The following is a 21,958-nucleotide window of genomic DNA, read 5'->3' on the forward strand; positions in this document are numbered from 1 at the left end:
TTAACGCTCCTGCTTTTTGAGTAGGATGATCGCCATTCCCATGATCACGGGAACCGACAGCAGCAACGGTAAGAACGAACCGATAAGGTCGCGAAGGTCTAGCGCCTTGCTGAATACGCCGCGACTGATGGTGAACATATGGCTTGCCGGGTAGATATTGCCGATGAAGCGGCCGACGCCATCCAGTGATGAGACGGGGTCGGTCAGACCTGAAAACTGGGTAGCGGGGATTAGAGTGCCGATCATGGCAAAAAACATGGCAGCGATCTGACTCTTGGTGATGGTCGAGGCCAGCAGGCCCATGCCGGTAGCGATGACGGAGAACACCAGCGCCGAAAGTGCCAGTGTCAGGAAACTGCCGGTGATAGGTACGCCGAACAGGGTGATCGCAAGCCCGGTCATCAACAGGAAGTTGACCATTGCCAAGCCAATATAGGGAATTTGCTTGCCGATCAGAAACTCGGCTCGAGTGACCGGGGTGACATAGAGGTTGATGATCGACCCCATCTCTTTTTCACGCACCACCGAGAGCGCGGTAAGCATGGCCGGGAGCATCAGCAACAGCAATGGGATCACCGCAGGTACCATGGCCGGAAGGCTCTGGACATCAGGGTTGTAGCGGTAGCGGTTCTCAATGTTGGCCGCCATTGAACCGGCTGCGATGCCAGACTGCCGTGCTTGTTCCTGCAGCCACTGTTGGTGCATGCCCTGGACATAGCCCTGCACGGTTTCAGCGCGCTGGGGCATGGCGCCATCGATCCAGGCGCCTATCGCTACATGGCGACCGCGCATCACGTCACGTGCAAATCCCGGAGGAATCTCGATCGCCAGGGCCAGTTCCCCGCTGCGCATGCGGCGATCAAGCTCTGCATAGTCAGTCAGGGGCGGGCGCTCAATGAAATAGTGAGGTGCGCCGGAGAGGTTCAGCGCGTAATCGTGACTAAGCGAGGTTTGGTCGCGGTCGAGGATGGCGTAGGGGAGATCCTCCACATCCATGCTGATACCGAAACCAATCACAAACATCAGGATCAGCGAGCCGACCAGCGCCAGGGCCGCACGCACCGGGTCTCGGCGTAACTCCAAGATTTCGCGCCACATGTAGCTAAGCATGCGCTGCAAGCTGAAACGCCGGTGGCGCGGTGCATTAAAGTGAGTTACTTCAGTGAGAGGGGATGTTGTCGGTGCGTTGCCAGACACTTGTAATGTGGCTTGTGACGCGGAGCTCTCCTGATCGGCCCCAGCCTCAAGTAAGTAACCGATAAACGCTTCTTCGAGTGTCGCCGCGCCGCGCTTTTCGACCAGCGCCGCCGGTGTATCGCTGTCGAGTACACGGCCGGCGTGCATCATCGACATGCGGTCGCAGCGCTCGGCCTCATTCATGAAATGAGTGGAGATGAAGATGGTCACCCGGTCACGTCGAGACAGTTCGACCAGCAGGCGCCAAAAGTTGTCGCGAGCGATGGGATCTACGCCGGAGGTGGGTTCATCGAGTATCAATAACTCGGGCTTGTGAACCATTGCTACTGCCAGCGAGAGCCGCTGACGCACGCCAAGTGGCAGGCTTTCCGGTAGGTCGTCGAGTACATTGTCGAGCTCGAAGCGGTTGACCATCTCCGCGACACGTAAGGAGATATCGTGTTTTGAAAGTTGGAACAGATTGGCATGCAGCACCAGATTCTGGCGTACCGTGAGCTCGCCATACAGTGAGAAAGCCTGGGACATGTAGCCGACTCGTCGGCGAGTGTCGATATCGCGGGGGTCGACCTTCTGGCCGAACAGCCAAGCTTGGCCTTCGCTGGCGGGCAGCAGGCCGGTGAGCATCTTCATGGTGGTTGACTTGCCGCAGCCATTGGAGCCGAGGAAGCCGAAGATTTCGCCGCGTCGGATACGAAAACTAACATGGTCAACGGCAACAAAGTCGCCGAAGCGCATGGTCAAACCTTGGGCTTCGATAGCGATGTCGGTGTCGGCACCAACTTCCAGCGCGGGAATATCCACAGGTTGATAGTTGCGCTTTTTCTCCTCCGGCAGCAGCTCGATATAGGCGGCGTCCAGTGAGTCGCTGGCGGTGCGCTCAAACAGTTCCTGGGAAGTTCCGGTAGCGAGTATCCGCCCAGCATCCATCACCACCAGCCAGTCGAAACGCTGTGCTTCGTCCATGTAAGCCGTTGCAACTATCACGCTCATCTGCGGGCGATCAACGCGGATACGGGTGATCAAGTCCCAGAACTGAGCACGTGCTAGCGGGTCTACGCCAGTGGTGGGTTCATCAAGAATCAGCAAGTCAGGGTCGTGAATCAGCGCACAGCACAACCCGAGCTTCTGCTTCATGCCGCCAGAGAGCTTTCCGGCAGGGCGCGTCAAGAACGAGTGTAGCCCGGTGCTGCGAGTCAGGTCATCAATGCGACGACGACGCTCCCTGGCCCCGTGGCCGAATAGCCGGGCGAAGAACTGTAGATTCTCCTCCACGGAGAGGGTGGGGTAGAGGTTTTTACCTAACCCTTGGGGCATGTAGGCAATACGTGGCCCTATGCGGCTGGTATGCTGCTTGTCACGCATGTCACCACCTAGCACGGTGACCTCGCCCTCTTGCACCTTGCGAGCGCCAGCGAGTAGCGCTAGCAGGCTGGATTTACCGACACCATCCGGGCCGATCAGGCCGATCATGCAGCCAGCCGGCAGCTCCAGATCTAGTGCGTCAAGTGCCGTGATACGGCCGTAACGCAATGTTAGGGCGCTGACGCAGGCGACGGTGAGCTTCTCTGGGGTCATGGTGAAACATTGACCTCAAGATGGTCGGGCCAGGGCGCCTCCTCCTCAATCTTCAGGTAAGCCATGCCCGGCAGTCCTGTCTTGACCTGATTGATGTGCTTGAGAAGTAGATCTGGATTTATCTGAGCGCGAACTCGGAACATCAGCTTTTCCCGCTCGCTCTCGGTTTCCACGGTTTTGGGGGTGAACTGAGCGGTGCTGGCTACGAAGCTGACTTGAGCGGGGATTACATAGTCGGGGGCGGCGTCCAGCACCAGTCGTACCTCGTCACCGATGGCAATTCGACCAGCCTCTCTAGTGGGCAAGAAAAAGGTCATGTAGACCTTGGTGAGGTCGACCAGATTGAGTACTTTGCCTCCGGCGCCGAGCACCTCGCCCGGTTCGGCCACCCGGTACTGTACTCGGGCCAAGCGGTCAGTTTTCAGCTCACTGTCGTCCAGGTCGGCCTCGATGCGTTGGATGGCGGCCCGGGTAGCTTCCACTTCCGACTCAGCTTCAATAACCTGGGATTCGGCAGCGCGGATAGCAGCCTGGGCAGAGAGCACCTGGGAGTTGGCCGAAGCCAGGGCGGCCTGCTGGCTTTGGTAGTCGGCTAGGGTATCGTCGAATTGCTGGCGAGAGATGGCGTTTCGCTCCACCAATTCAGCCGAGCGCTCGTAGCGCTTTCGAGAGGCATTCAGTTCAGCTTGTCGCTGGTTGACTACGGCTCGCGCGGTTTCCAGTTCGCTCTGGCGCATGGCAACTATGGCTCTGGCTGTCTCCAGGGCGTTCTCGGCCCGGCGAGTCTGTGCTCTGGCCTGGGCCAGATCGGCCTCTAGGGTGGCGGTATCCATGCGGGCGACTACTTGGCCGACTTCGACGAACTCTCCCTCCTCGACCAATACCTCGGCGAGGCGGCCAGCGACGCGGGTGGCAATATCTATCTCAGTGGCTTCAATACGTCCGTTGCCTCTAGTGATACCCTTGCCTGGGCCATCTGGCTGCAGTTCCCGCCAGACCAACCAAGCCACGATACTGATAGCGGCAAGGGCTACCAGACTCTTGATCAACTTGCTTCTGCTGCTTGTCTTCATGATATCGAATCCACGGTTGGCAGTCGGTTAATAGGTGAATGTTCTGTGTCGAGCCACAGCATCAGTGAGATGGCTGCCATAGCTCAGCAAGTTTGGCCTGAACCCAGTCGATATCGGCAGTGGTTGGTGTTGCTGATGAGCTTGCGAGCCTATCTTGCTAGTGGGAGGGCAGCTCCACATAAGGGGTGAATCGTTGTGAGGGAGACGTCAGCCAACGACAGCACAAGCTTATACTGTGTTCTTGGAGAATAAAAAAATGAAACTTCCAATGTTGCCGCCATACTCAAAGTAAAAACGTTAGGATAAATTAGGAAACCTTTTCAATTATCCTAGTGTTGTTAATATAAATTTTGATTTGAATCAATTAAAAACAAGCTGGCTGGTTTTAATTGATGGAAACTTATCCTCGCGAGGATAAAAGAGAAATTACTTTTGCCGTCAGTTGATTACTGCGGTGAATATGAGTGCGGCGACGCTTTCGATGGCCTCCGATGTTAAGCGCGGCGTGCAGTTTCTCTCGGGCGCTAATTTCTGGGTGAGTATCGCGGTAGTGGGTTTCATACTATTGCTTGGCTCGATCTAGCACCTAAGTGCACTAACCATGGAATCTGCTGATGACTGCCATACAGAGCGGCCTAAGGCACATCGCATTTGCGCTCAAAGTGTTGCGCAATAAGCGGTTTGTTGCTCGTGCCAGCTCGCGCACCGAAGCTTCATACGAGCCGTGGGTAGACTGGGAAGATGCCGGAGTTCGTTCAACCGACGCCAGCTCCGCTGTGTAAGAAATTTAAGCTCAATTGAGGTAGAGTTGGGCCTTTGGCATTGCAGTGCCAGTTTATTGAGTATTGTAAAGCTTGATCCAGCGCAATCTTACTCGCTTTCAGCTATGCCTTAATGGTGAGGTGCCATGACTCCCCTCACTGAGGAAGCGACCCATGCCTACCATGATGAAAGCGGCCATCTTCGTTGAACCTGGCCGTATCGAAATTGATGATAAACCCATCCCCGAGATTGGCCCCAACGATGCCTTAATGCGCGTGACCACCACCACGATCTGCGGCACCGATATCCATATCCTAAAAGGCGAATATCCAGTAGAGCGCGGCTTAACCATCGGCCATGAGCCAGTGGGCGTTATCGAAAAACTGGGTGCCAACGTTAAGGGTTACCAAGAGGGGCAGCGGGTTATCGCTGGTGCGATCTGTCCCAGTTTTACCTCCTACGCCTGCCAGGATGACTGCTGCTCGCAAGATGGCGGCCACCACAGCCACGGTTATAAACCGATGGGCGGCTGGCGCTTTGGCAATACCATTGACGGCGCCCAGGCGGAATACTTGCTGGTGCCCGATGCCCAGGCTAATCTCTCGCCGGTGCCAGACGGCCTGACTGACGAACAAGTGCTGATGTGTCCGGATATTATGTCAACCGGTTTTGCTGGCGCTGAAGCTGCCGGTATCAAAATTGGCGACACGGTGGTGGTGTTTGCTCAAGGCCCGATTGGGCTATGTGCGACCGCTGGAGCGCGGCTGCGTGGGGCGGGGATGATCATTGCCGTAGATGGTGTTGATGAGCGCCTGGCAATGGCTAAGCAGATGGGCGCTGATGTAACGTTGGATTTTCGCAAGGTCGATGTAGTCGAGGAGGTTCTCAGGCTCACAGGTGGGCGCGGGGTCGACTCCGCCATTGAAGCACTCGGCTTGCAACAGACGTTCGAATCCGCTCTGCGCGTACTAAAACCCGGTGGAACGCTATCAAGCCTTGGCGTTTACTCCCAAGATCTAACGATTCCGCTAGGCGCTTTCTGTGCTGGTCTTGGCGACCACAAGATCATTACCTCGCTATGCCCCGGTGGCAAAGAGCGCATGCGCAGACTGATGAGCATCATCGCCGCCGGTCGGTTGGATCTTGGCCCCATGGTCACCCACCGCTACGCGCTGGAGAATATCGTCGAAGCCTACGATCTCTTCGCCCACCAACGCGACGGCGTATTGAAAGTGGCGCTTGAGGTCTCTTAAGACATCAACGCCACATTCAGCAGTCAGTCTATCAACGAAAACCCGCTAACGAGCACTTGTATAGCATTCACTTATACAACCAAAAGCGGGTTATTTCGAATAACGGACGCAGCCTAATCTCAATTCAATTCCAGCGAGAAGCTCATTTCAACCCCAGCGTCATCCACTCTGAACCAGTACTCTGTGTTCTGGTAAGCGTCACCATACTGCTTGAGCACTTCAATATCAGATGCAGTTATTTCATCGGACGGTGTCTGCTCCATAATATTGGCCAGGGCCTGATAAAACTCGCCTGTCATATGGCCATGAAATAGCAGATCACGCTCCGAAGCGGAGGCTTGTAGCTCTGACTGCAGTGCCGCTGAATCGCTAATACCCACGCCTAACGCAACCGCCGTCTCAGACATGGCGGCGTAGAGCGGGGGTGAGTCAGGTGGCAGCATCATGCTCTCGACCTGCCTGGCTTTTCCGCCTGGTTCAAGCCCAAGAGCCCCTATCTCCGGCATGAAAGCGCTCACTGTAGACAGCAGCGCCAGCGGATTTTGTGAGGCGAGGGTGAGGATGCCAACACCGTTGGGTGCACCGTTTTTCATCGTTAGACTGTCAATGCGAGCATTGAAGCCAGACAACGACGGGCCAATCATCATGGTGATCGGGTTATTGATCGCCATGTTAATTTCATCCCAAGTGCCGTTTAGCTCCTGCAGTTCATCACAGCTGAACGGGTTTTGACGCACTTCCTGCGCATATTTTTGAACGGTTTGAAGCAGTACAGGCAGATCCAGGCCCACTCCAAAGCTGGCCATTCCATCTGTGCTGCCAAGGCCCGGAACCTGTGTGGTCAGGGCGCGTAGATCGCTGACAATCGCCTCATCGGTTTCCAGGATGAGGTTCATCTCCATACGGTCGAGGTTGTACTCACGCATGCCCATGACAAGACCAGGGAAGCGGCTGGTGATGCGGTCAATATCTGCCTGGCAGGTGGAGAGATCCAGAGGTTCCCCATCGACGGCATTCATCAACGCTTGAGTACCTGAATGCGTAGGGCTGCTTAGCTCATCAAACAGCCGAGAGGAGTCAATCTGCCCAGCACCGTAAGGTGTGAAGTCATGGCGCTGTTCAAGCTCTGCCAGTGCATCGGTATCACCGATACTGCTGTCAGGCAGCGTTTTACCCAGCACCTGCGCTAGCAGCTCATCGCTGGCATCCTGCGGCACCACCGATACCAGTAGCTGCTGGTCTTCAATGACTAGAATGGCCTGGAGTGGGCCCTCAGGCGTCAGTATCCAGTAGTCGGTGCCGTTAGTGGTGGCCGTGCGCGGGGTGATGTCTGCTTTGGTCAGGATGCGCTGCAGCGTTTCACGAAAAGCCTCTTCATCCTGCAGTTGCATGCGCATAACAGGCAAAATACCCAGCCCATAGAAAGCCGCCTGAGGGCTCATCTTGAGGCCCAGCGCATGCACATCTTCCAGTGATTCAACCCCGATTAGCTCTTCACCCGTGGCGATTAACAGCGTCATTATCGAATGCAGTACTTCATCGTCTTCTATCTCGGGCAGCGTGTTGCGCAGTTCATCCAGATCCGACTCAAGGGTCGTCATGGGCTGCATACGCTGATAAAGATCAAAGGCATCTTGCTCAGGCAAGGCTTCGCGCGTTGCCATGAAGTAGGGTGAGTTAGCCGGAACGTATTTCAGCATTGGTGCAGCGTTATTTTTCGGCGCTTCCTCTTGCGTTGCCGCTTCGGTTGGCTCGTTATCATCGCTGCAGCCGCTGAGCAGGCCAGCACTGAATAGGGCAAGGGTAACCGCTATGGAAAGTTTGGTTTTCATCTGGAATCAGTTCTTTGAAAGGTATTGGTTTTAAATGGGCCGTGTCTGACAGAGCACTCGTAAATGGGAATCATACACGAGCAATGTATAATTAACCTCTACTTAAGCGAAAATTTATTATTACTTCAGAGCTGATTGAGCAAGGGAAAGGTCAGAAAATTATGCAGAATAAAGGTGGCCCTTGAGTTTTGCTAAGACGCAAGAGCCACATTCCACAGCGAACCTGTTAGTTATATTTAAACTTCCTGATACAGCTCGCTGCCTTTCTGGCGAAACTTCTCTGCCTGCTCTTCCATCCCTTTCATCACCGCTTCCTGGTCGCCATTTAGGCCGTGCTCATTGGCGTAGTCGCGCACTTCCTGACTGATCTTCATGGAACAGAACTTCGGCCCGCACATGGAGCAGAAGTGGGCCACCTTGGCGGAATCCTTGGGCAGGGTTTCGTCGTGGTATTCCCGGGCGGTGTCCGGATCTAAGCCCAAGTTGAACTGGTCTTCCCAGCGGAATTCAAACCGCGCCTTGGAGAGGGCATTATCACGCCGCTGCGCCGCCGGGTGGCCTTTGGCCAAATCCGCCGCGTGGGCAGCAATCTTGTAAGTAATAATGCCGGTTTTAACGTCGTCTTTATTGGGCAGCCCCAAATGCTCTTTAGGAGTGACGTAGCAGAGCATCGCACAGCCAAACCAACCGATCATCGCCGCCCCAATGCCCGAGGTAATGTGGTCGTAGCCGGGGGCGATATCGGTGACCAGTGGGCCGAGGGTGTAGAAGGGCGCTTCGTCGCAGTACTCCAACTGCTTATCCATATTCTCTTTCACCAAGTGCATGGGCACATGGCCGGGGCCTTCGATCATCACCTGCACATCGTGCTTCCAGGCAATGTGAGTAAGTTCGCCCAGGGTTTTCAGCTCTGCCATTTGCGCTTCGTCGTTGGCATCCGCCACCGAGCCGGGGCGCAGGCCATCGCCGAGGGAGAACGCCACGTCGTACTGTTTGCAGATCTCGCAGATCTCTTCGAAATGGGTATACAGGAAACTCTCCTGGTGATGGTACAAACACCACTTGGCCATAATGGAACCGCCGCGGCTAACAATGCCGGTGACACGCTTGGCGGTGAGCGGCACATAGCGCAACAGTACGCCCGCGTGAATGGTGAAGTAGTCCACGCCCTGTTCGGCCTGCTCAATGAGCGTATCGCGGAACACTTCCCAGGTGAGGTCTTCGGCCACTCCTTTGACCTTTTCCAGCGCCTGATAGATAGGCACCGTACCAATCGGCACCGGCGAGTTGCGCAGAATCCACTCGCGGGTTTCGTGGATATTTTGCCCCGTGGAGAGATCCATAATGGTGTCCGCGCCCCAGCGGATGCCCCAGGTCATCTTGTCCACCTCTTCTTCGATAGAAGAGGTCACCGCGGAGTTACCCAGGTTGCCGTTAATCTTGACCAGGAAGTTACGGCCAATAATCATCGGCTCGCTTTCCGGGTGGTTGATGTTATTGGGAATAATCGCCCGCCCGCGGGCTACTTCATCGCGTACAAACTCGGGTGTGATCTCTTCTGGTAGGCTGGCGCCAAAGCTCTGGCCTTTATGCTGTTGGCCCAGAATACGCTCCACTTCTGCGCTACCTAGCGTTTGGCGACGCTGGTTTTCGCGAATGGCAATAAACTCCATTTCCGGAGTGATAATGCCCTGGCGCGCGTAGTAAAGCTGAGTGACGTTTTTACCCGGCTTGGCCCGCCGTGGAGTGCGGGTTAAATCAAAGCGCAGCTGGGCCAGCGTCGGGTCGTTGGCGCGGCGGTTACCGTACTCCGAGGTGGGGCCGGTGAGAAACTCGGTGTCATCGCGTTCTTCAATCCAGGCTCGGCGTAGGGCGGGTAAGCCTTTGCGTAAATCGTTGATAGCCTCTGGATCGGTGTAGGGGCCAGAAGTGTCGTACACCAGCAGCGGCGGGTTCTCTTCATCAATGCCGGTGGTTTTGGTGGGTGAAAGTGAGATCTCCCGGAAGGGCACGCGGATATCCGGTCGCGAACCTTCAATGTAAACCTTGCGCGAGCCGGGCAGTGGTGCAATGGCGGCGGCATCGACCTGGGCGGTTTCGGCTAAAAAGTGACTGGTTCTATTGTTGACGGACTTAGTCATTACGGTCTCCATAGGTTGTTGTAGTGCTGTATTAAGCTGTCAGGTCTTGGTCTATTAGCGCTAACCCCATCTGCCAGAAGTCGATTTCCAGGCGAGTGGCATCGCGGAAAATTTTGCTGAGTTCAGCAAAGCGGGCGGGGGTGACATCGGCTAAGCGGGCGTTGAGCCATTCAAGCTCCGCCTGCATGGCGGCCTGAAACTCGTCGCCTTCATACATGGCAATCCAGGCGTCATAGGGGTTTTGCGCGCCGCGCAGGGTTGTGGGCTGGGCGTTTAGCCAATTAGCGATTTCGCCATAGCCGACCAGACAGGGGGCTAGCGCCACGTGCAGATCGAGTAGATCGCCGCGGTTGCCGGTATCCAATACATAGCGGGTGTAGGCAAGCGTCGCCCTGGCTTCGGGGAGCGCTTCCAGCTCTTGCTCGGAAATCCCCCACGCCTGGCAAAAGCCCACGTGCAGGCCCAACTCCACATCCACAATGGCTTTTAAGCCTTCATGGGCCTGGCGAAGATCGGCAAGGGTGGGGCTTTTATAAGCCGCCAGCGCGTAGGCACGGGCGAAGTGAATCAAAAACAGGTAGTCCTGCTTCAGGTAGTGGCGAAACGATGCTTCAGGCAGCGTGGTACTGCCCAACTGACGCACAAAATCATGCTCAATATAGGCGCGCCAATCGTTATGGCAGGCGGTGGTGAGATCAGTAAAGCGGTAGCCCATAATGCCTCCGGTGGTACAACGAACCGGCGCACGGGCGAAGGGAGAGTGAGTTGGGGCAAGCTATCAGGTGAAAACGGTGCACCCCAACCACCGCTTGATTCCTACGCCGGTACTAGCCGGATCAGGTTCAACGGGCCCCGCCGTGACGACTTGCTGTAGCAGCCAGTCGTATAGCGATCTCAGCCGGTTCCACCGGCACCCCGTCAAGCAGTATTCAGGGCAGTGTAGGAGGCGGGTGGGGGAGATGCAAGGGGGTAGTTGCCGGAGCTGTGTGTTAGTTTTTATTCGATAGTGCCATCAATACTCAGCCTCACGGTGTGATGTGATACGGGAATACCGACATTGAAAAACAAACACGGAGCGGGCTGGGAAGCCTTCTACCAAGCCCATCAAACACGCGCCGCTTCCCCGCTGTTAAGGCGCGCTCTAGGTGATGAATGCTTACCCATCGGTAACGGTCACGCCGTCGATTTGGGCTGTGGCAGCGGTATCGAAACTGCCATGCTGTTGCGGGCGGGCTGGAGTGTTCTGGCAATCGACAAGGAGCCCCAAGCCATTGCACGCGTCGAGGCATTAAAAGCCGAGCAGTTCTCTGCTGATCTGACGGTCATGCACTCGCCATTCGAGGAGTTGAAAAGCCTAGCACCTTCAGCACTCATCCATGCTGGGCTAAGTCTACCGTTCTGTGAGCCAACGCACTTTACCGCGCTGTGGGACAAGATCCTATCAGCGCTGGAACAGGGAGGTGTCTTCGTTGGCCACCTCTTTGGCGACAGACACGACTGGGCTACACATTCAGCGATGAGCTTTCATTCACAGCAAGCAGTGGAGGAGATGTGTGGAGGCTTGAATATCGAGCTTTTACGTGAAAGCGAGGGCGAGGGTGGGCTGGTCCCGCACCACTGGCATCGGTTTGATCTTATCTTGAGAAAGCCGGTAGTTTGATTGAACACCAAGTTTTGGGTGGCGGCTGCCACATGCCTTTTGATGGCCAGATACTCTAAAAATTGCCCTACTTCTTGACCTGTCTTGGTGGCAGGGTGCCTTAAGTTGTGGAACTGAATGTAATAGCGGATCCGGTAGCAATAGGTTTTCTCAGTACGCAGGCTGTAGCGCTTGACCCTCATGGTTGCCTTGACGCGTTCCATCAGTTTCATGGAGGAAATCCTCAATGTTTATGTTTATATGTACAGTGTTATTGAGGAAGGCAAAACGCGCAAGCCCACGAATTTTGGCTACATCGCCGAAATTCTCTTTGCACGCTGTAGAATCAATGAAGTAGATTCAATTTGGTGGCAATGAAACCTCAGTCATTGTGACGTCGCGTTCATTGAGGTTTCATCGCAGGGTGTATAATCTCTGTTAACTGCTTAGGAGTGTCATGCACTACTTCGCTTACGGATCGAATATGTCACTTTCTCGACTAAGGGAAAGGGTTCCAAGTGCCGAGGCTATTGGTTGTTTTACTCTTAGTCACCATGACTTGAGGTTTCACAAGTTGAGCAAAGACGGTTCGGGAAAATGTGATGCATTTTTCACTTCTGATTCGGAGAGTGTCATTTATGGTGTCTTGTTCAAAATTGATTCTGCTGAAAAATCTGCTTTAGATAGGGCTGAAGGCCTTGGATATGGATACGAAGAAAAAGAAGTAACTGTATTATCAGTCCATGATGAAAATCCAGTAACTGCTACAACCTACGTTGCCACCAAAATCGATGAAAAATTAAAACCGTACTCTTGGTATGTAAATCACGTTCTGATAGGTGCAAATGAGGCTTCGCTTCCACAGGATTACATTGATATAAAAATCACCTCGGTTGAAACGGTCGAGGATAGTGACAAGGAAAGAGATGCAAAGCAGCGTGCCATATACAGTTAACAAGGCCAGGCACAGCGACGGCTTTTTCGTTGAGGCTTTGCCTTCACTACAAAGCCGTGCATGCTGGCGGCGCTATGCATGAGTGTTGAGAATGGAATGGCCTAAATTAGTACCGGAACTTACTGTTCTTGATTTTAATGAATCTTATAAGTTTTACGTCGATGTCCTAGGGTTTGAAGTGGAAAATTTAAGAACCAGTCCAAGCTTTGCATACTTAAAACTAGATGAAGCTCACTTAATGATTGAAGAGCACCATGAGGAAGGCTGGAATGTTGGAAGTTTAAAGTACCCTTTGGGTTCGGGGTTAAATTTTCAAATTGAGTGTAATGATGCGATCTTATTGAAGCATCAGTTAGTGAAAGCCGGATACGAGCTTTATAGAGACGTTAAAGAGTCCTGGTACAATACCGGTAAAGAACTTAGTAGATTTAAGGAATTTCTTGTGCAGGATCCAAGTGGCTATTTATTACGTTTTTCCCAATATTTGGATGAGAAGCCATTACCTGCATAACAAGGCCCAGCAACAACAGGCCCAAAATAGCCCCTCCGCGTTGCTACGGACGGGCCTTGGATTCGCTGCCGCTCGCGGTTGTGGGCAGCGTTAGCTCTTTCGGGGTGGAAATTTGAAACGTATAACTAAAGATTTCATAACGTTATTTAATGTTCTCTGGTATCGGGACTTTCCCTTGACTAAGGAGCACAAAGAAATAGCCTCAAGAGCTGAATGGACAACACATATTGGGTTCTGCGCAAGAACTGCTTCAGATCTACTTGGCTATTTCATGTATTTTGAGCATGGCAATAGAACCGATGCTGTTATTAAAGACAATGCCGAACAAATAATTGCAAATTTAGAATGGGAGTGGTATGAGCCTCGTAAAATTGAAAAGGTAAATGAAGTTAGGCAGTTACATGAAGCAAAAGAAAGCTGCCAGTTTTCAGTTTTTGTAACATATTCTGATAACAGATTTTATAACGATAATTTAAATGCAGTTAAAAGCCAATGGGGCGATTCTGCCGAGCCTATTATACTTTTTTTGGTGCGATTCAACCGTAAAGGCAAGAGAATCTTTGACACCATAGAAACACATCATATTCAAAATGGCAGAAGCAAAAAGATCAGAAGCCAGCCAGCATTGCCTTGGCATGCGGAAGGCAAGCGTTGGGAAGATTGGAGCTAACAAGGCCATTAAACATCGTGCAGCAAGCTGCACTGGACTCGCAACAAGTTTATGGCGGCGTTATGGGGTTTATAGGATGGAGGAGTATACAGGTACTGAATTGCGCTATAGCAGATATTGAACAAGCGGCTGTGATCTTTTGCGAGGCGTACACTGTCCCACCGTATAACGAAACTTGGGAGTTGGCCAATGCACAGGCCTACTTACAGAGTTTTTTCGAGATTGACCCAGCGAACTGCTTTATTGCTGAGGAGAACGGCGAGGTGTAATCCCCCCCGAAAATCCGAAGCGGCTGTAAGTAGAAAATTCCGATAAAATGAGCGTGAGGAGTTTTCCATGAGAAAGTCACGATTTACCGATAGCCAGATTCTAGCCATCCTCAAGCAGGCCGACTAGGGCGTGCCTGTCCCAGAACTATGCCGTGAAGATGGCATGAGCCGCGCCACTTTCTAAAAGTGGCGCGCCAGATTTGGCGGCATGGACGTCTCGCTGATCGACGGTCGAACACTGCGAACCTTCAATGTCATTGATGATTACAATCGCGAAGGCTTGGGTATCGAAGTTGACCTGTCATTGCCGAGTGCCCGCGTTAACCGCTCTCTGAAGCACATTATCGAGTGTCGTGGAAAAACCGGCAGCCATCCGGCTGTATAACGATTCTGAATACTTCGCTCAACCGATGATCGACTGGGTTAACGGCAACCGGATAACGCTTTTATATATTCAGCCGGACAAGCCGACTCAACATGCCTATATTGAACGCTTCAAATGGACGGCACGGTATGAATGGTTGGAGTTGCACCAGTTCGACTCGGTCAGCCATGTCCATGAACTCGCGACTGAGTGGCTATGGCAATGCAATAACGAGCAGCGGCCCCATACCGCTATCGTTGGTGTTCCTCCACGGCAGCTACTGATGGCGGCTTAAATTTCTACGAAGAGCTGCTTCGTAAAATGGGGGAATTACAGCAGCTGGCGATAGAAGTGGCTCTAAAATAGGTGTTTCTACAGCCTCGTTAGGCTCCACATTAAAAAAATTGAAGGTTCTTATTATAAAAGCTGTGTTTGCATCATTAGTTTCAATCTTGCTCAGTCCCAGTGTTTACTCTGACGATTTGTGTAACACAGACGAAAGAGTGTCTTTTTCCTGCAGCGCTGAATCCAAACGTATTTCGGTGTGTCGAAATAGCGAAGAAGTCTTGATTTATCGGTTTGGCACTCCGCAAAAAATCGAACTGGAGCTAGAGTCTGACATCCATTTTAGTCGTACCGCATACAGTGGTGGTGGAGAGGGTAATTTAACCTTCCAAAATGGTGACTACAGTTATGTTGTGTACTCGAGTATCAGCAATGGAGATTGGCTTGAGGACAGTACGAGAGAGAAAATTGAGCGTGCCGGAGTATATGTGGTTGAAGGTGATAAGTTACTCGCAGATATTGAGTGTCAAAGTGATTCAGGTATGCCATTTATCCATGATTTACCTGCATTTGAAGAGCAGGAGTTTCGATACTATGAGTGATACGTACTCACTAGTTTAACAAGGAGTTCAGGTATGCACTGTTTAGCAGCCCAATGGATCGTGGGATTATTGAGAGACAGGAGTATCCCTTTTCTAATCTGCGGAGGGCTCGCCGCAAAAGGATATGGCTCTGAGAGGGAGCTGAATGATATCGACCTTTTCGTTCCTGGTGAACACTTTTCATCAGTGGTTCAGGCTGGCCAGGAGTTTATATCCAAAGCTGCCGCTCATCGCCAAGAGGAAGGCTGGGATCTAACCTATGTCCAGTTCAAATATCACGGTATCAAAGTGGAGGTAGGTAGCGCTGATAGCCCGCATATCTTCGATGCAGGCAAAGAGACCTGGGCTCCACTCGATATAGATTTTTCTCGATATGCGACCGTGCATTTGCTGGGCCTTGAGCTTCCCCTTATGTTGAAGGAAGATTTGATTCGATATAAAACGTTACTTTCGCGCCCGGTTGACATCCAAGATGTTCGTGCTATCCGTGAGAACGCATAACCAAGCCAATCACGTGGCATTTTTTTCGTTTCGGCCGCGCCTTCCCTACAAATCAGCGCGTGTTGGTAGCGTTAAGGAGTACATTCGAGTGCAGTTAATACTTCCGAACTCAGACTTTGAGAGAAGCTATCGAGAATACATCCAGGAGCTGGGTGAGGAAGAGCGCTATCCATTCCCTCTGGACTTTGATCACTCTGATTTCCCAGCGCTGCTAGCAAGATTGGAGCAGTTCAGGTATGGGGATGATCTTCCAGAGGGATTTGTCCCCGCATCCACATACTGGCTGGTGGATGAAGGCGAAATACTGGGAGTGTCCAATCTCAGGTACCACCTCAACGAGAGAATTCGCAACGCGGGAGGCCATATTGGGCTCGGCATAAGGCCTTCCAGCCGGGGTAAGGGGCTTGGTAATACACTTATGAAGTTCACTATCGAGAAGGCTATTGAACACGGAATTCGGGAAATAAATATCCATTGCCACAAGCACAATGAGCCTTCAACGAGAATGATTAAAGCGAATGGTGGAAGCCTGGAGTCTGAGATTCTCTATGGCGGAGCGGTTGTCCAACGCTATGTGGTCATTGCTCCTTAAATAGCAGGCAATACGATCCTTCGGGCCCGGACGTCGCTGAGATAGAATCCCAGTGGTCTTTACTGGCTTTCAAGGAGCGATTATTCATAGTTGTACGCGTTACTCTAAAGTAGGTTTTATTTTTCCAGGAGGCACCATGCCCTTTACCCAACGCGGTGCAAATCTCGCCGTCACTCTGTTAGCAAGTGTGCTGGCCATCACCTTGATCACCGGCTGCTCCAACCCGTCCTCGGACGCAGAGGAAGAGGCGGCGCAATCGTCGTCGACCTCACCGTCAGCCGAGGCGCCGAATGATTCCGATCAACAGGAAAGTGCCGCTCCCTCGGGGCAGACCCAGGGCGGTGATGGTTCCGAGATTACGCTGAACGCTCTTACGGAGGAGGACATGAACGAGGCCAGCCTTCCCGGCGAGCTGGGTTGCCAGTTCACCACGGATGATAGGGAAGTGTTACTGATAGCCATGGGCAATGTGGGGTCGTCCGATGCGGCGCAAGGGGTGGTCAAGGTCGCCGGTTATGTGGAGCGCGTGTCGGCACCGGGGGGCTTTAATGGCATAACGGAGTCTCCAACTTTCAGTGGCAAGGGCAAGACCGTCCACATTGAGGTCATCGGTGAGCCCACTGAAGGCGGGGAGTCGCCGCCAAGGCCGGCGACGTTGACGTATGACCGGGCCGACGGCGCTCAGCGTGATTGGCAGGGCGAGTGGCGCTGCGGGCCTTAAGGCGCTGGATGTCCCAAGATATAAGCATCGCAAGGCGTATATTAGAGCTCAGACGATCATATCTGAGCAGCTAGCGGTCACTTATCATCAGCCAGGCACGGCGATGCCTTGTTCGTTGCGGCTTTTGTCTCCACTAACAAGGCGCGCATGCTGCAGCGTTAGATGCGGAGCTTTCAACTGAGGTGTGTCATGACACAAAAAATATTTTGGCAAAACCCATACCAAACTAACCACGATACATTCGTTGCTTCAGTTGATGGATCTCAGATTACTTTGGAATCAACCATCTTTTTTGCCTTTTCAGGGGGGCAGGAGAGCGATTACGGAACTATTGGGGGTTATCCGGTTATTTCGGCAGTGAAAAAAGGTTCCGAGATCATCTACACCTTACCTGACGATCATCAGCTTGGGCTTGGCCAATCTGTCCGCATAGAAATTGACTGGGAGAGGCGCTACCGGCTTATGCGTCTCCATTTTGCTGCCGAACTTGTTCTGGAACTGTTTTATAAAGCGGTGCCAGGGATAAATAAAGTGGGTGCCCATATCGCCCAAAATAAAGCGAGGATAGATTTTGAGTGGCCTGAAAGCATATCTCCCATGCTGCAAGGATTTGCCGATGAGGCAAACCGAATTATTGAATCAGGATTAACGATACAGACTGGCTTTGATGACAGTAAAAACGAGCGCAGATATTGGGAGATTGAGGGGTTCTCAAAAGTACCTTGCGGGGGAACCCATGTCAGAACGACCAGAGAGATCGGGCCTATCAGGTTGAAAAGAAATAACATCGGTCGAGGAAAAGAGCGAGTCGAGATTTTATTAGATACTCAATAGTCAAATTTTCATTTTATGAAAGCTTCTGAGACTTGGGTGATGTCACCACGCTGTCACCCAGACTTCCCTAAAATGGGTGCACTCGTTGAAAGGGCACCGGTGCTTCTCTCGTGATGCACCGAGCCTGGAAGCCCCCGCAAGGGTTGCCGTTTTCGCCCATCCAGCGGGCGTTACCCAAAGGCCCACGGCAAACGGCCGATGAATCAGGCCGAGGAAGTAAATATGCCCACGATTGCTGAGTAAGGTCATGAAACATCCCGATATTGGCCTGCACATACGTACCTATGACGATGAAGTGAAACGTCATTCCCACGACCATCATCAACTGGTACTGCCCTTGGTCGGTACGCTTTTTCTGTCGATAGATGCCATGGCGGGGGAGGTGGCACAGCACCGTGCGGCGATCATTCCTTCAGGAAGCGTCCATGGGTTTGCTGCAACAGAAGATAACCGGTTTTTGGTGGTCGATTTGCCGGAAGGGCTGGCGCCTGCGCTAGATAAGCTGCCTTGTTTCGCCGAGCTTGATTTGGCACTGCGCCATTACATCCAGTTCCTACATGCTCAGGCTATGAGCGGGGCGGTGGCGGGTGCTACCCAGCATCACATGCTGCTATTGCTGATCCAACTGCTGCAAGAGCGCCATGGAAGTCAATTGCAGCTGGATCGCAGGGTTCACGCAGCGCAACAGTTTCTGGATGATCACTTTCAGCGACCGATTTCCATGGCCGAGGTAGCCAGCGTGGCCCATCTGAGCATTCGTCAGTTGAACGATCTTTTTCGCCATCAGGTGGGTGTGACGCCTCATCAATATCTCACAGACGTACGGATGAAAGAGGCGTGGCGGCTTCTTGAGCATTCAGGCCTCAGCGTTCAGCGGGTGGCTGATGCGGTGGGCTACTCGTCGTTATCGGCCTTCAGCGACCGCTTCAGACGCCACTTTGGTAAACCGCCTAGCCACTTCCGCCGTCTCTCGACATAATTCCGCCAGGATTCAAAAGATCCTCATCGATGCTATGGATACGCTCTCCCGTCATTGCTAACGCACGACAATTTCGGGGAGAAGAGACATGGCAACCGTTAACGCCGCTACCTGGATCGGATCCATTTCCGTGCTGCTGTGGGGCACGTTGGCTTTGCTGACCAAGCTATCCGGTGGCGAAATTCCTGAGTTCCAACTGATGGCCATGACTTTCGGCATCGCGTTTCTGTTGATGGGTGGGCGTTGGATCTTGGCTGGCCATACGGGCGTTCGCTATATACGCCAACCGCCGTTTGCCTGGTGTATCGGTATCGTCGGGTTATTCGGTTATCACTTTGCCTATTTCAAGGCGATGACGCTAGCACCGGCGGTGGAGGTCAGCCTGTTGGCTTACCTCTGGCCACTACTGATCGTGCTGTTGTCTGCGCTATTGCCAGGCGAGCGCTTACGCGCGACGTCTATCGTGGGGGCGTTGCTGGCTCTGTTGGGCTGCTGGCTGTTGATCAGCCGTCAGGCCGGTGGTTTTGCATGGGAGCACCTGCCTGGCTATCTGGTCGCGTTGGCGTGTGCATTGATCTGGTCTTCTTACTCTGTGCTCAGCCGATTGGTGCGTACAGTGCCAACGGATGCCGTCGGTTGGTTTTGTGGCGTGACGGCGCTGCTGGCTTTAGGATGCCATATGCTGTGGGAAGAGACGGTGTGGCCGGATGGCTTGATGCAATGGGTAGGTGTGGTTGGGCTGGGCCTGGGGCCGGTTGGCATCGCATTTTTTACCTGGGACTATGGCGTCAAACACGGGAACATCCAGCTACTTGGCACCTTGGCCTACAGCGCGCCACTCATTTCGGTGGTGCTACTGCTCCTGGCGGGATACGGCGAGGCCACGGTGGCCGTATTGAGTGCCAGTGTGCTCATCGTCATTGGTTCCTTGATTGCAGGTAGCGCGAAGCAGCGGGGCTCGCATCATAAGCAATGATGACGCTGGTGCTGCAAATGGCGACTTGCTCGCGTTATCTCCAACTCCGTCAAGACCGAAGTGGCCACCGAGATTCAGTGTTCAAGATAGAGGGCAAGCTACTTATTCGTTAGCAATAATAGAAAACGCTTTGTTTGGCGCTAACACGACAACTAAAGCTCTGATTTGCAACTTCAATAACGAGCCTATTGGTTTTGCCGTTTATTTTTTCAACTTTTCAACATGGCTCGGCAAGCATGGGTTATATCTTAAAGATTTGTATGTTTCTCCTGAGTATCGAAGCGTTGGTGCTGGCAAGGCGCTTTTGAAGTACCTTGCTAACATTGCTGTGTCAAAAGAGTGTGGTCGTTTCGAGTGGAGCGTGCGTGACTGGAATGAGCCCGCGATTCAGTTCTATGAGTCAATAGGTGCAAAGCCACAACATGAGTGGGAGGGCTACCGTTTGGCAGGAGAAGCGCTTGAAGCGTTTGCAGGTAGCTAGCAACCCATTGCGACTTAGCGAAGCGCAATAGAGTAAACATGAATACAATTTATCGAAAGTACACTCACCAAGACACTCAAGCGCTGATCCCGCTAATGGCCCAGCTCGGCTATGATCTTTCTGGGGAGGTGCTCGTAAGCAGTGTTAGCGCTGTGCGGAAGCAGGGTGGGGAAGTGTTTGTCGCGGAGGTGTCTGGTAACGTTCTCGGCTGTGTATCCGCTATTTTTGATGTGCGTTTGGCTGAGGGCGTCAAGGGAGAGATCGTTAGCCTGGTAGTAAGCAAAAACGCCAGAGGACAAGGGCTTGGTAAAGGCTTGGTTCTCGAAGCGGAAAAGTGGCTGTCAGGAAAAGTGGATGTTATCCGAGTGCGCGCTAATGCGCTTAGGGGGCAGTCACACCTCTTCTATGAGTCTCTGGGGTACAGGAAGGATAAGGCCCAGGTTGTCCTTCTGAAGAAGAGCCCCTAGATATGATCACTGGTTCAGAACGGCTAGGATTGCGCTACTACAGGCCTGAGGATACCCCGTCGATCTTTAAGATCTATACTGGCGACCTGGGCTCAGCGAAGTACTTGGCTCGGCAGCCACACATCGACGTTGCGCAAACTGAGAGCATGCTCAAGAAGCTCTCTAATCCTAGTAGCCTGGCATCTAATGGCACGTGCGTCTGGGTAATAGAGGCCATTAGTTACGGTACTGTTGCAGGGCTGATAACCGTTGCCAAGGATGATGCGTCGATGGCTGTTCACTTCGGCATCGGCATCCCATACAGAGGTCGCGGGTTCGCAGCAGAGGCTTTGGCACTAACCTCCCAACACTTGCTCGCAACCGGCCAGGCGGCAGGCGTTAGCTCTTTCACAGACGTAGATAACGCTGCCGCTCAAAGCGCTTTAGTTAAAGCGGGGTTCGTGCTTACTGGAAGAGCCCCGAGTTTTTATCAAGCTCCACAGCTGGGCGGAGAATATAGAGATGTTTACCGTTACCAGTACATAGTTTAATTAAGATTAGCCCCCGAGTCGTTTTGCTCCAGCTTCGGTGCATCAAGGAGATGGGTACCTTACCCAGCGAGATCAAGTCGATGTGCATCTCGCACTAGCTTCGTCAGCCGCCGTGCCTATGAGATTAAAGCGCTGTTCGAACAAAACCTGCCGCTTTGCAAACTTGATGCGCATATAATGCGCGCATATTATAAGTCTATGGTTCCGCGCGAGGATTGAACCATGCACGCTACTGAAGTGACCAAATCCACCCGAAAACCAACGAACCTATCGCTAGATAGTGCGCTTCTCAAAGAGGCAAAAAGCTTGGGAATCAATGTATCGAGATCCGCAGAGGAAGGGATTGCGGAAGCTGTGAAGCGGCATAAGCAGGAGAAGTGGCTGGAAGACAATGCCAGCGCCCTGGCAAGCTCGAACGCATACGTGGAAGCTAACGGCTTGCCTCTCGCACGGCACCGTCAGTTCTGATGGCTCGTTTCGACGTTTTTGAAAATGAGGGTGGGACTGGCTATTTGCTGGACGTTCAGTCAGACCTTCTCAGCGGCTTGAACTCCAGAGTTGTTGTGCTGCATGTGCTAGCTCTGCTCGTTAATAGTCGCAACACAGTGTGCAACATCCAGGTCTTTGAATAACACTCCAGCCATAAAATCAGTAAATACGCTTAGCTTGGATGCCAGCTCCTTTTCACCCGCACTGCTGGTACTGCTTACGACAACACTGCTGGTAGTATTGGGTGCACGGTGGCATGG

23 protein-coding genes, 2 pseudogenes and 1 riboswitch are annotated in these 21,958 nt (G+C 52.8%); of the genes and pseudogenes, 19 read left to right on the forward strand and 6 right to left on the reverse strand.

Features of this window, described 5'->3' with window-relative positions:
- Both rbbA and ACFIOZ_RS05515 read right to left on the reverse strand, forming a co-directional pair.
- On the reverse strand, positions 1–2,772 hold the full coding sequence (gene rbbA, locus ACFIOZ_RS05510) for a ribosome-associated ATPase/putative transporter RbbA (protein WP_386082690.1): 2,772 nt from the start codon (positions 2,770–2,772) through the stop codon (positions 1–3).
- On the reverse strand, positions 2,769–3,845 hold the full coding sequence (locus tag ACFIOZ_RS05515) for an HlyD family secretion protein (RefSeq protein WP_386082691.1): 1,077 nt from the start codon (positions 3,843–3,845) through the stop codon (positions 2,769–2,771). The genes rbbA and ACFIOZ_RS05515 overlap by 4 nt, the downstream gene beginning before the upstream one ends.
- Before the next feature lie 442 nt (positions 3,846–4,287).
- On the opposite strand from ACFIOZ_RS05515, the gene ACFIOZ_RS05520 reads away from it, so the two are divergent.
- Positions 4,288–4,428, forward strand: coding sequence for a hypothetical protein (locus ACFIOZ_RS05520; protein WP_386082692.1), 141 nt, complete (start codon positions 4,288–4,290; stop codon positions 4,426–4,428).
- A 352-nt stretch (positions 4,429–4,780) separates the two neighbouring features.
- A complete protein-coding gene (locus ACFIOZ_RS05525; protein ID WP_386082693.1) occupies positions 4,781–5,860 on the forward strand; it encodes an NAD(P)-dependent alcohol dehydrogenase in 1,080 nt (359 codons plus the stop codon).
- A 119-nt stretch (positions 5,861–5,979) separates the two neighbouring features.
- On the opposite strand, the gene ACFIOZ_RS05530 is transcribed toward ACFIOZ_RS05525, so the two are convergent.
- The 3 genes from ACFIOZ_RS05530 to tenA form a co-directional block, all read right to left on the reverse strand.
- On the reverse strand, positions 5,980–7,692 hold the full coding sequence (locus ACFIOZ_RS05530; protein WP_386082694.1) for a hypothetical protein: 1,713 nt from the start codon (positions 7,690–7,692) through the stop codon (positions 5,980–5,982).
- Positions 7,693–7,928: 236 nt separating this feature from the next.
- Positions 7,929–9,833, reverse strand: a complete 1,905-nt coding sequence (thiC, locus tag ACFIOZ_RS05535) for a phosphomethylpyrimidine synthase ThiC (protein ID WP_386082695.1) — start codon at positions 9,831–9,833, stop codon at positions 7,929–7,931.
- 31 nt (positions 9,834–9,864) lie between these two features.
- A complete protein-coding gene (tenA, locus tag ACFIOZ_RS05540; RefSeq protein WP_386082696.1) occupies positions 9,865–10,548 on the reverse strand; it encodes a thiaminase II in 684 nt (227 codons plus the stop codon).
- Positions 10,549–10,629: 81 nt separating this feature from the next.
- Positions 10,630–10,761, reverse strand: a riboswitch (TPP riboswitch).
- Between the two features lie 129 nt (positions 10,762–10,890).
- Between tenA and ACFIOZ_RS05545 the strand changes: the two genes are divergently transcribed.
- Positions 10,891–11,493, forward strand: a complete 603-nt coding sequence (locus ACFIOZ_RS05545) for a class I SAM-dependent methyltransferase (protein ID WP_386082697.1) — start codon at positions 10,891–10,893, stop codon at positions 11,491–11,493.
- Positions 11,494–11,546: 53 nt separating this feature from the next.
- Here the strand turns inward: ACFIOZ_RS05545 and ACFIOZ_RS05550 are convergent.
- A pseudogene (locus ACFIOZ_RS05550) lies at positions 11,547–11,705 on the reverse strand (phage integrase N-terminal SAM-like domain-containing protein); the annotation flags it as partial.
- A gap of 224 nt (positions 11,706–11,929) precedes the next feature.
- On the opposite strand from ACFIOZ_RS05550, the gene ACFIOZ_RS05555 reads away from it, so the two are divergent.
- From ACFIOZ_RS05555 to ACFIOZ_RS05630, 16 genes and pseudogenes are all read left to right on the forward strand, one after another.
- Positions 11,930–12,427, forward strand: a complete 498-nt coding sequence (locus tag ACFIOZ_RS05555) for a gamma-glutamylcyclotransferase family protein (RefSeq protein ID WP_386082698.1) — start codon at positions 11,930–11,932, stop codon at positions 12,425–12,427.
- Between the two features lie 91 nt (positions 12,428–12,518).
- Positions 12,519–12,938, forward strand: a complete 420-nt coding sequence (locus ACFIOZ_RS05560; RefSeq protein WP_386082699.1) for a bleomycin resistance protein — start codon at positions 12,519–12,521, stop codon at positions 12,936–12,938.
- 175 nt (positions 12,939–13,113) lie between these two features.
- Entirely contained in the window at positions 13,114–13,608 is a 495-nt protein-coding gene (locus ACFIOZ_RS05565) for a hypothetical protein (RefSeq protein WP_386082700.1), read from the forward strand.
- 336 nt (positions 13,609–13,944) lie between these two features.
- Positions 13,945–14,536 (forward strand): annotated as a pseudogene (locus ACFIOZ_RS05570) (integrase core domain-containing protein).
- Positions 14,537–14,744: 208 nt separating this feature from the next.
- The gene (locus ACFIOZ_RS05575; RefSeq protein ID WP_386082701.1) at positions 14,745–15,128 is read left to right on the forward strand and encodes a hypothetical protein; all 384 of its coding nucleotides are present in this window, start codon (positions 14,745–14,747) and stop codon (positions 15,126–15,128) included.
- Positions 15,129–15,161: 33 nt separating this feature from the next.
- Positions 15,162–15,629, forward strand: coding sequence for a hypothetical protein (locus ACFIOZ_RS05580; RefSeq protein WP_386082702.1), 468 nt, complete (start codon positions 15,162–15,164; stop codon positions 15,627–15,629).
- An 88-nt stretch (positions 15,630–15,717) separates the two neighbouring features.
- A complete protein-coding gene (locus ACFIOZ_RS05585; protein WP_386082703.1) occupies positions 15,718–16,221 on the forward strand; it encodes a GNAT family N-acetyltransferase in 504 nt (167 codons plus the stop codon).
- Between the two features lie 52 nt (positions 16,222–16,273).
- Positions 16,274–16,942 carry a hypothetical protein gene (locus ACFIOZ_RS05590; protein ID WP_386082704.1) on the forward strand — a complete coding sequence of 223 codons (669 nt, stop codon included), beginning with the start codon at positions 16,274–16,276 and terminating at the stop codon, positions 16,940–16,942.
- 189 nt (positions 16,943–17,131) lie between these two features.
- Positions 17,132–17,776: an alanyl-tRNA editing protein gene (locus ACFIOZ_RS05595; RefSeq protein WP_386082705.1), complete on the forward strand. Its 645-nt coding sequence runs from the start codon at positions 17,132–17,134 to the stop codon at positions 17,774–17,776.
- A gap of 247 nt (positions 17,777–18,023) precedes the next feature.
- The gene (locus tag ACFIOZ_RS05600; RefSeq protein WP_386082706.1) at positions 18,024–18,755 is read left to right on the forward strand and encodes an AraC family transcriptional regulator; all 732 of its coding nucleotides are present in this window, start codon (positions 18,024–18,026) and stop codon (positions 18,753–18,755) included.
- 88 nt (positions 18,756–18,843) lie between these two features.
- Complete coding sequence (locus ACFIOZ_RS05605) at positions 18,844–19,731, forward strand: DMT family transporter (RefSeq protein WP_386082707.1); 888 nt, start codon at positions 18,844–18,846, stop codon at positions 19,729–19,731.
- A gap of 130 nt (positions 19,732–19,861) precedes the next feature.
- Positions 19,862–20,212 (forward strand): GNAT family N-acetyltransferase, encoded by a 351-nt coding sequence (locus ACFIOZ_RS05610; protein ID WP_386082708.1) that lies wholly within the window; start codon positions 19,862–19,864, stop codon positions 20,210–20,212.
- A 38-nt stretch (positions 20,213–20,250) separates the two neighbouring features.
- The gene (locus tag ACFIOZ_RS05615) at positions 20,251–20,679 is read left to right on the forward strand and encodes a GNAT family N-acetyltransferase (RefSeq protein ID WP_386082709.1); all 429 of its coding nucleotides are present in this window, start codon (positions 20,251–20,253) and stop codon (positions 20,677–20,679) included.
- A gap of 2 nt (positions 20,680–20,681) precedes the next feature.
- Positions 20,682–21,209 (forward strand): GNAT family N-acetyltransferase, encoded by a 528-nt coding sequence (locus ACFIOZ_RS05620; RefSeq protein ID WP_386082710.1) that lies wholly within the window; start codon positions 20,682–20,684, stop codon positions 21,207–21,209.
- Positions 21,210–21,431: 222 nt separating this feature from the next.
- Positions 21,432–21,677: a type II toxin-antitoxin system CcdA family antitoxin gene (locus ACFIOZ_RS05625; protein ID WP_386082711.1), complete on the forward strand. Its 246-nt coding sequence runs from the start codon at positions 21,432–21,434 to the stop codon at positions 21,675–21,677.
- The gene (locus ACFIOZ_RS05630) at positions 21,677–21,841 is read left to right on the forward strand and encodes a CcdB family protein (protein ID WP_386082712.1); all 165 of its coding nucleotides are present in this window, start codon (positions 21,677–21,679) and stop codon (positions 21,839–21,841) included. Before ACFIOZ_RS05625 ends, ACFIOZ_RS05630 begins: the two co-directional genes overlap by 1 nt.
- Positions 21,842–21,958: the final 117 nt, after the last annotated feature.

This window comes from Vreelandella sp. F11 (assembly GCF_042466685.1).
GTDB lineage: Bacteria > Pseudomonadota > Gammaproteobacteria > Pseudomonadales > Halomonadaceae > Vreelandella.

What these genes read in the sequence shown, in the direction of transcription:
- rbbA (WP_386082690.1), bottom strand. Translation starts at nt 2,772, where the DNA reads ATGACCCCAGAGAAGCTCACCGTCGCCTGCGTCAGCGCCCTAACATTG.
- ACFIOZ_RS05515 (WP_386082691.1), bottom strand. Translation starts at nt 3,845, where the DNA reads ATGAAGACAAGCAGCAGAAGCAAGTTGATCAAGAGTCTGGTAGCCCTT.
- ACFIOZ_RS05525 (WP_386082693.1), top strand. Translation starts at nt 4,781, where the DNA reads ATGCCTACCATGATGAAAGCGGCCATCTTCGTTGAACCTGGCCGTATC.
- ACFIOZ_RS05530 (WP_386082694.1), bottom strand. Translation starts at nt 7,692, where the DNA reads ATGAAAACCAAACTTTCCATAGCGGTTACCCTTGCCCTATTCAGTGCT.
- thiC (WP_386082695.1), bottom strand. Translation starts at nt 9,833, where the DNA reads ATGACTAAGTCCGTCAACAATAGAACCAGTCACTTTTTAGCCGAAACC.
- tenA (WP_386082696.1), bottom strand. Translation starts at nt 10,548, where the DNA reads ATGGGCTACCGCTTTACTGATCTCACCACCGCCTGCCATAACGATTGG.
- ACFIOZ_RS05555 (WP_386082698.1), top strand. Translation starts at nt 11,930, where the DNA reads ATGCACTACTTCGCTTACGGATCGAATATGTCACTTTCTCGACTAAGG.
- ACFIOZ_RS05560 (WP_386082699.1), top strand. Translation starts at nt 12,519, where the DNA reads ATGGAATGGCCTAAATTAGTACCGGAACTTACTGTTCTTGATTTTAAT.
- ACFIOZ_RS05580 (WP_386082702.1), top strand. Translation starts at nt 15,162, where the DNA reads ATGCACTGTTTAGCAGCCCAATGGATCGTGGGATTATTGAGAGACAGG.
- ACFIOZ_RS05595 (WP_386082705.1), top strand. Translation starts at nt 17,132, where the DNA reads ATGACACAAAAAATATTTTGGCAAAACCCATACCAAACTAACCACGAT.
- ACFIOZ_RS05600 (WP_386082706.1), top strand. Translation starts at nt 18,024, where the DNA reads ATGAAACATCCCGATATTGGCCTGCACATACGTACCTATGACGATGAA.
- ACFIOZ_RS05605 (WP_386082707.1), top strand. Translation starts at nt 18,844, where the DNA reads ATGGCAACCGTTAACGCCGCTACCTGGATCGGATCCATTTCCGTGCTG.
- ACFIOZ_RS05615 (WP_386082709.1), top strand. Translation starts at nt 20,251, where the DNA reads ATGAATACAATTTATCGAAAGTACACTCACCAAGACACTCAAGCGCTG.
- ACFIOZ_RS05620 (WP_386082710.1), top strand. Translation starts at nt 20,682, where the DNA reads ATGATCACTGGTTCAGAACGGCTAGGATTGCGCTACTACAGGCCTGAG.
- ACFIOZ_RS05625 (WP_386082711.1), top strand. Translation starts at nt 21,432, where the DNA reads ATGCACGCTACTGAAGTGACCAAATCCACCCGAAAACCAACGAACCTA.
- ACFIOZ_RS05630 (WP_386082712.1), top strand. Translation starts at nt 21,677, where the DNA reads ATGGCTCGTTTCGACGTTTTTGAAAATGAGGGTGGGACTGGCTATTTG.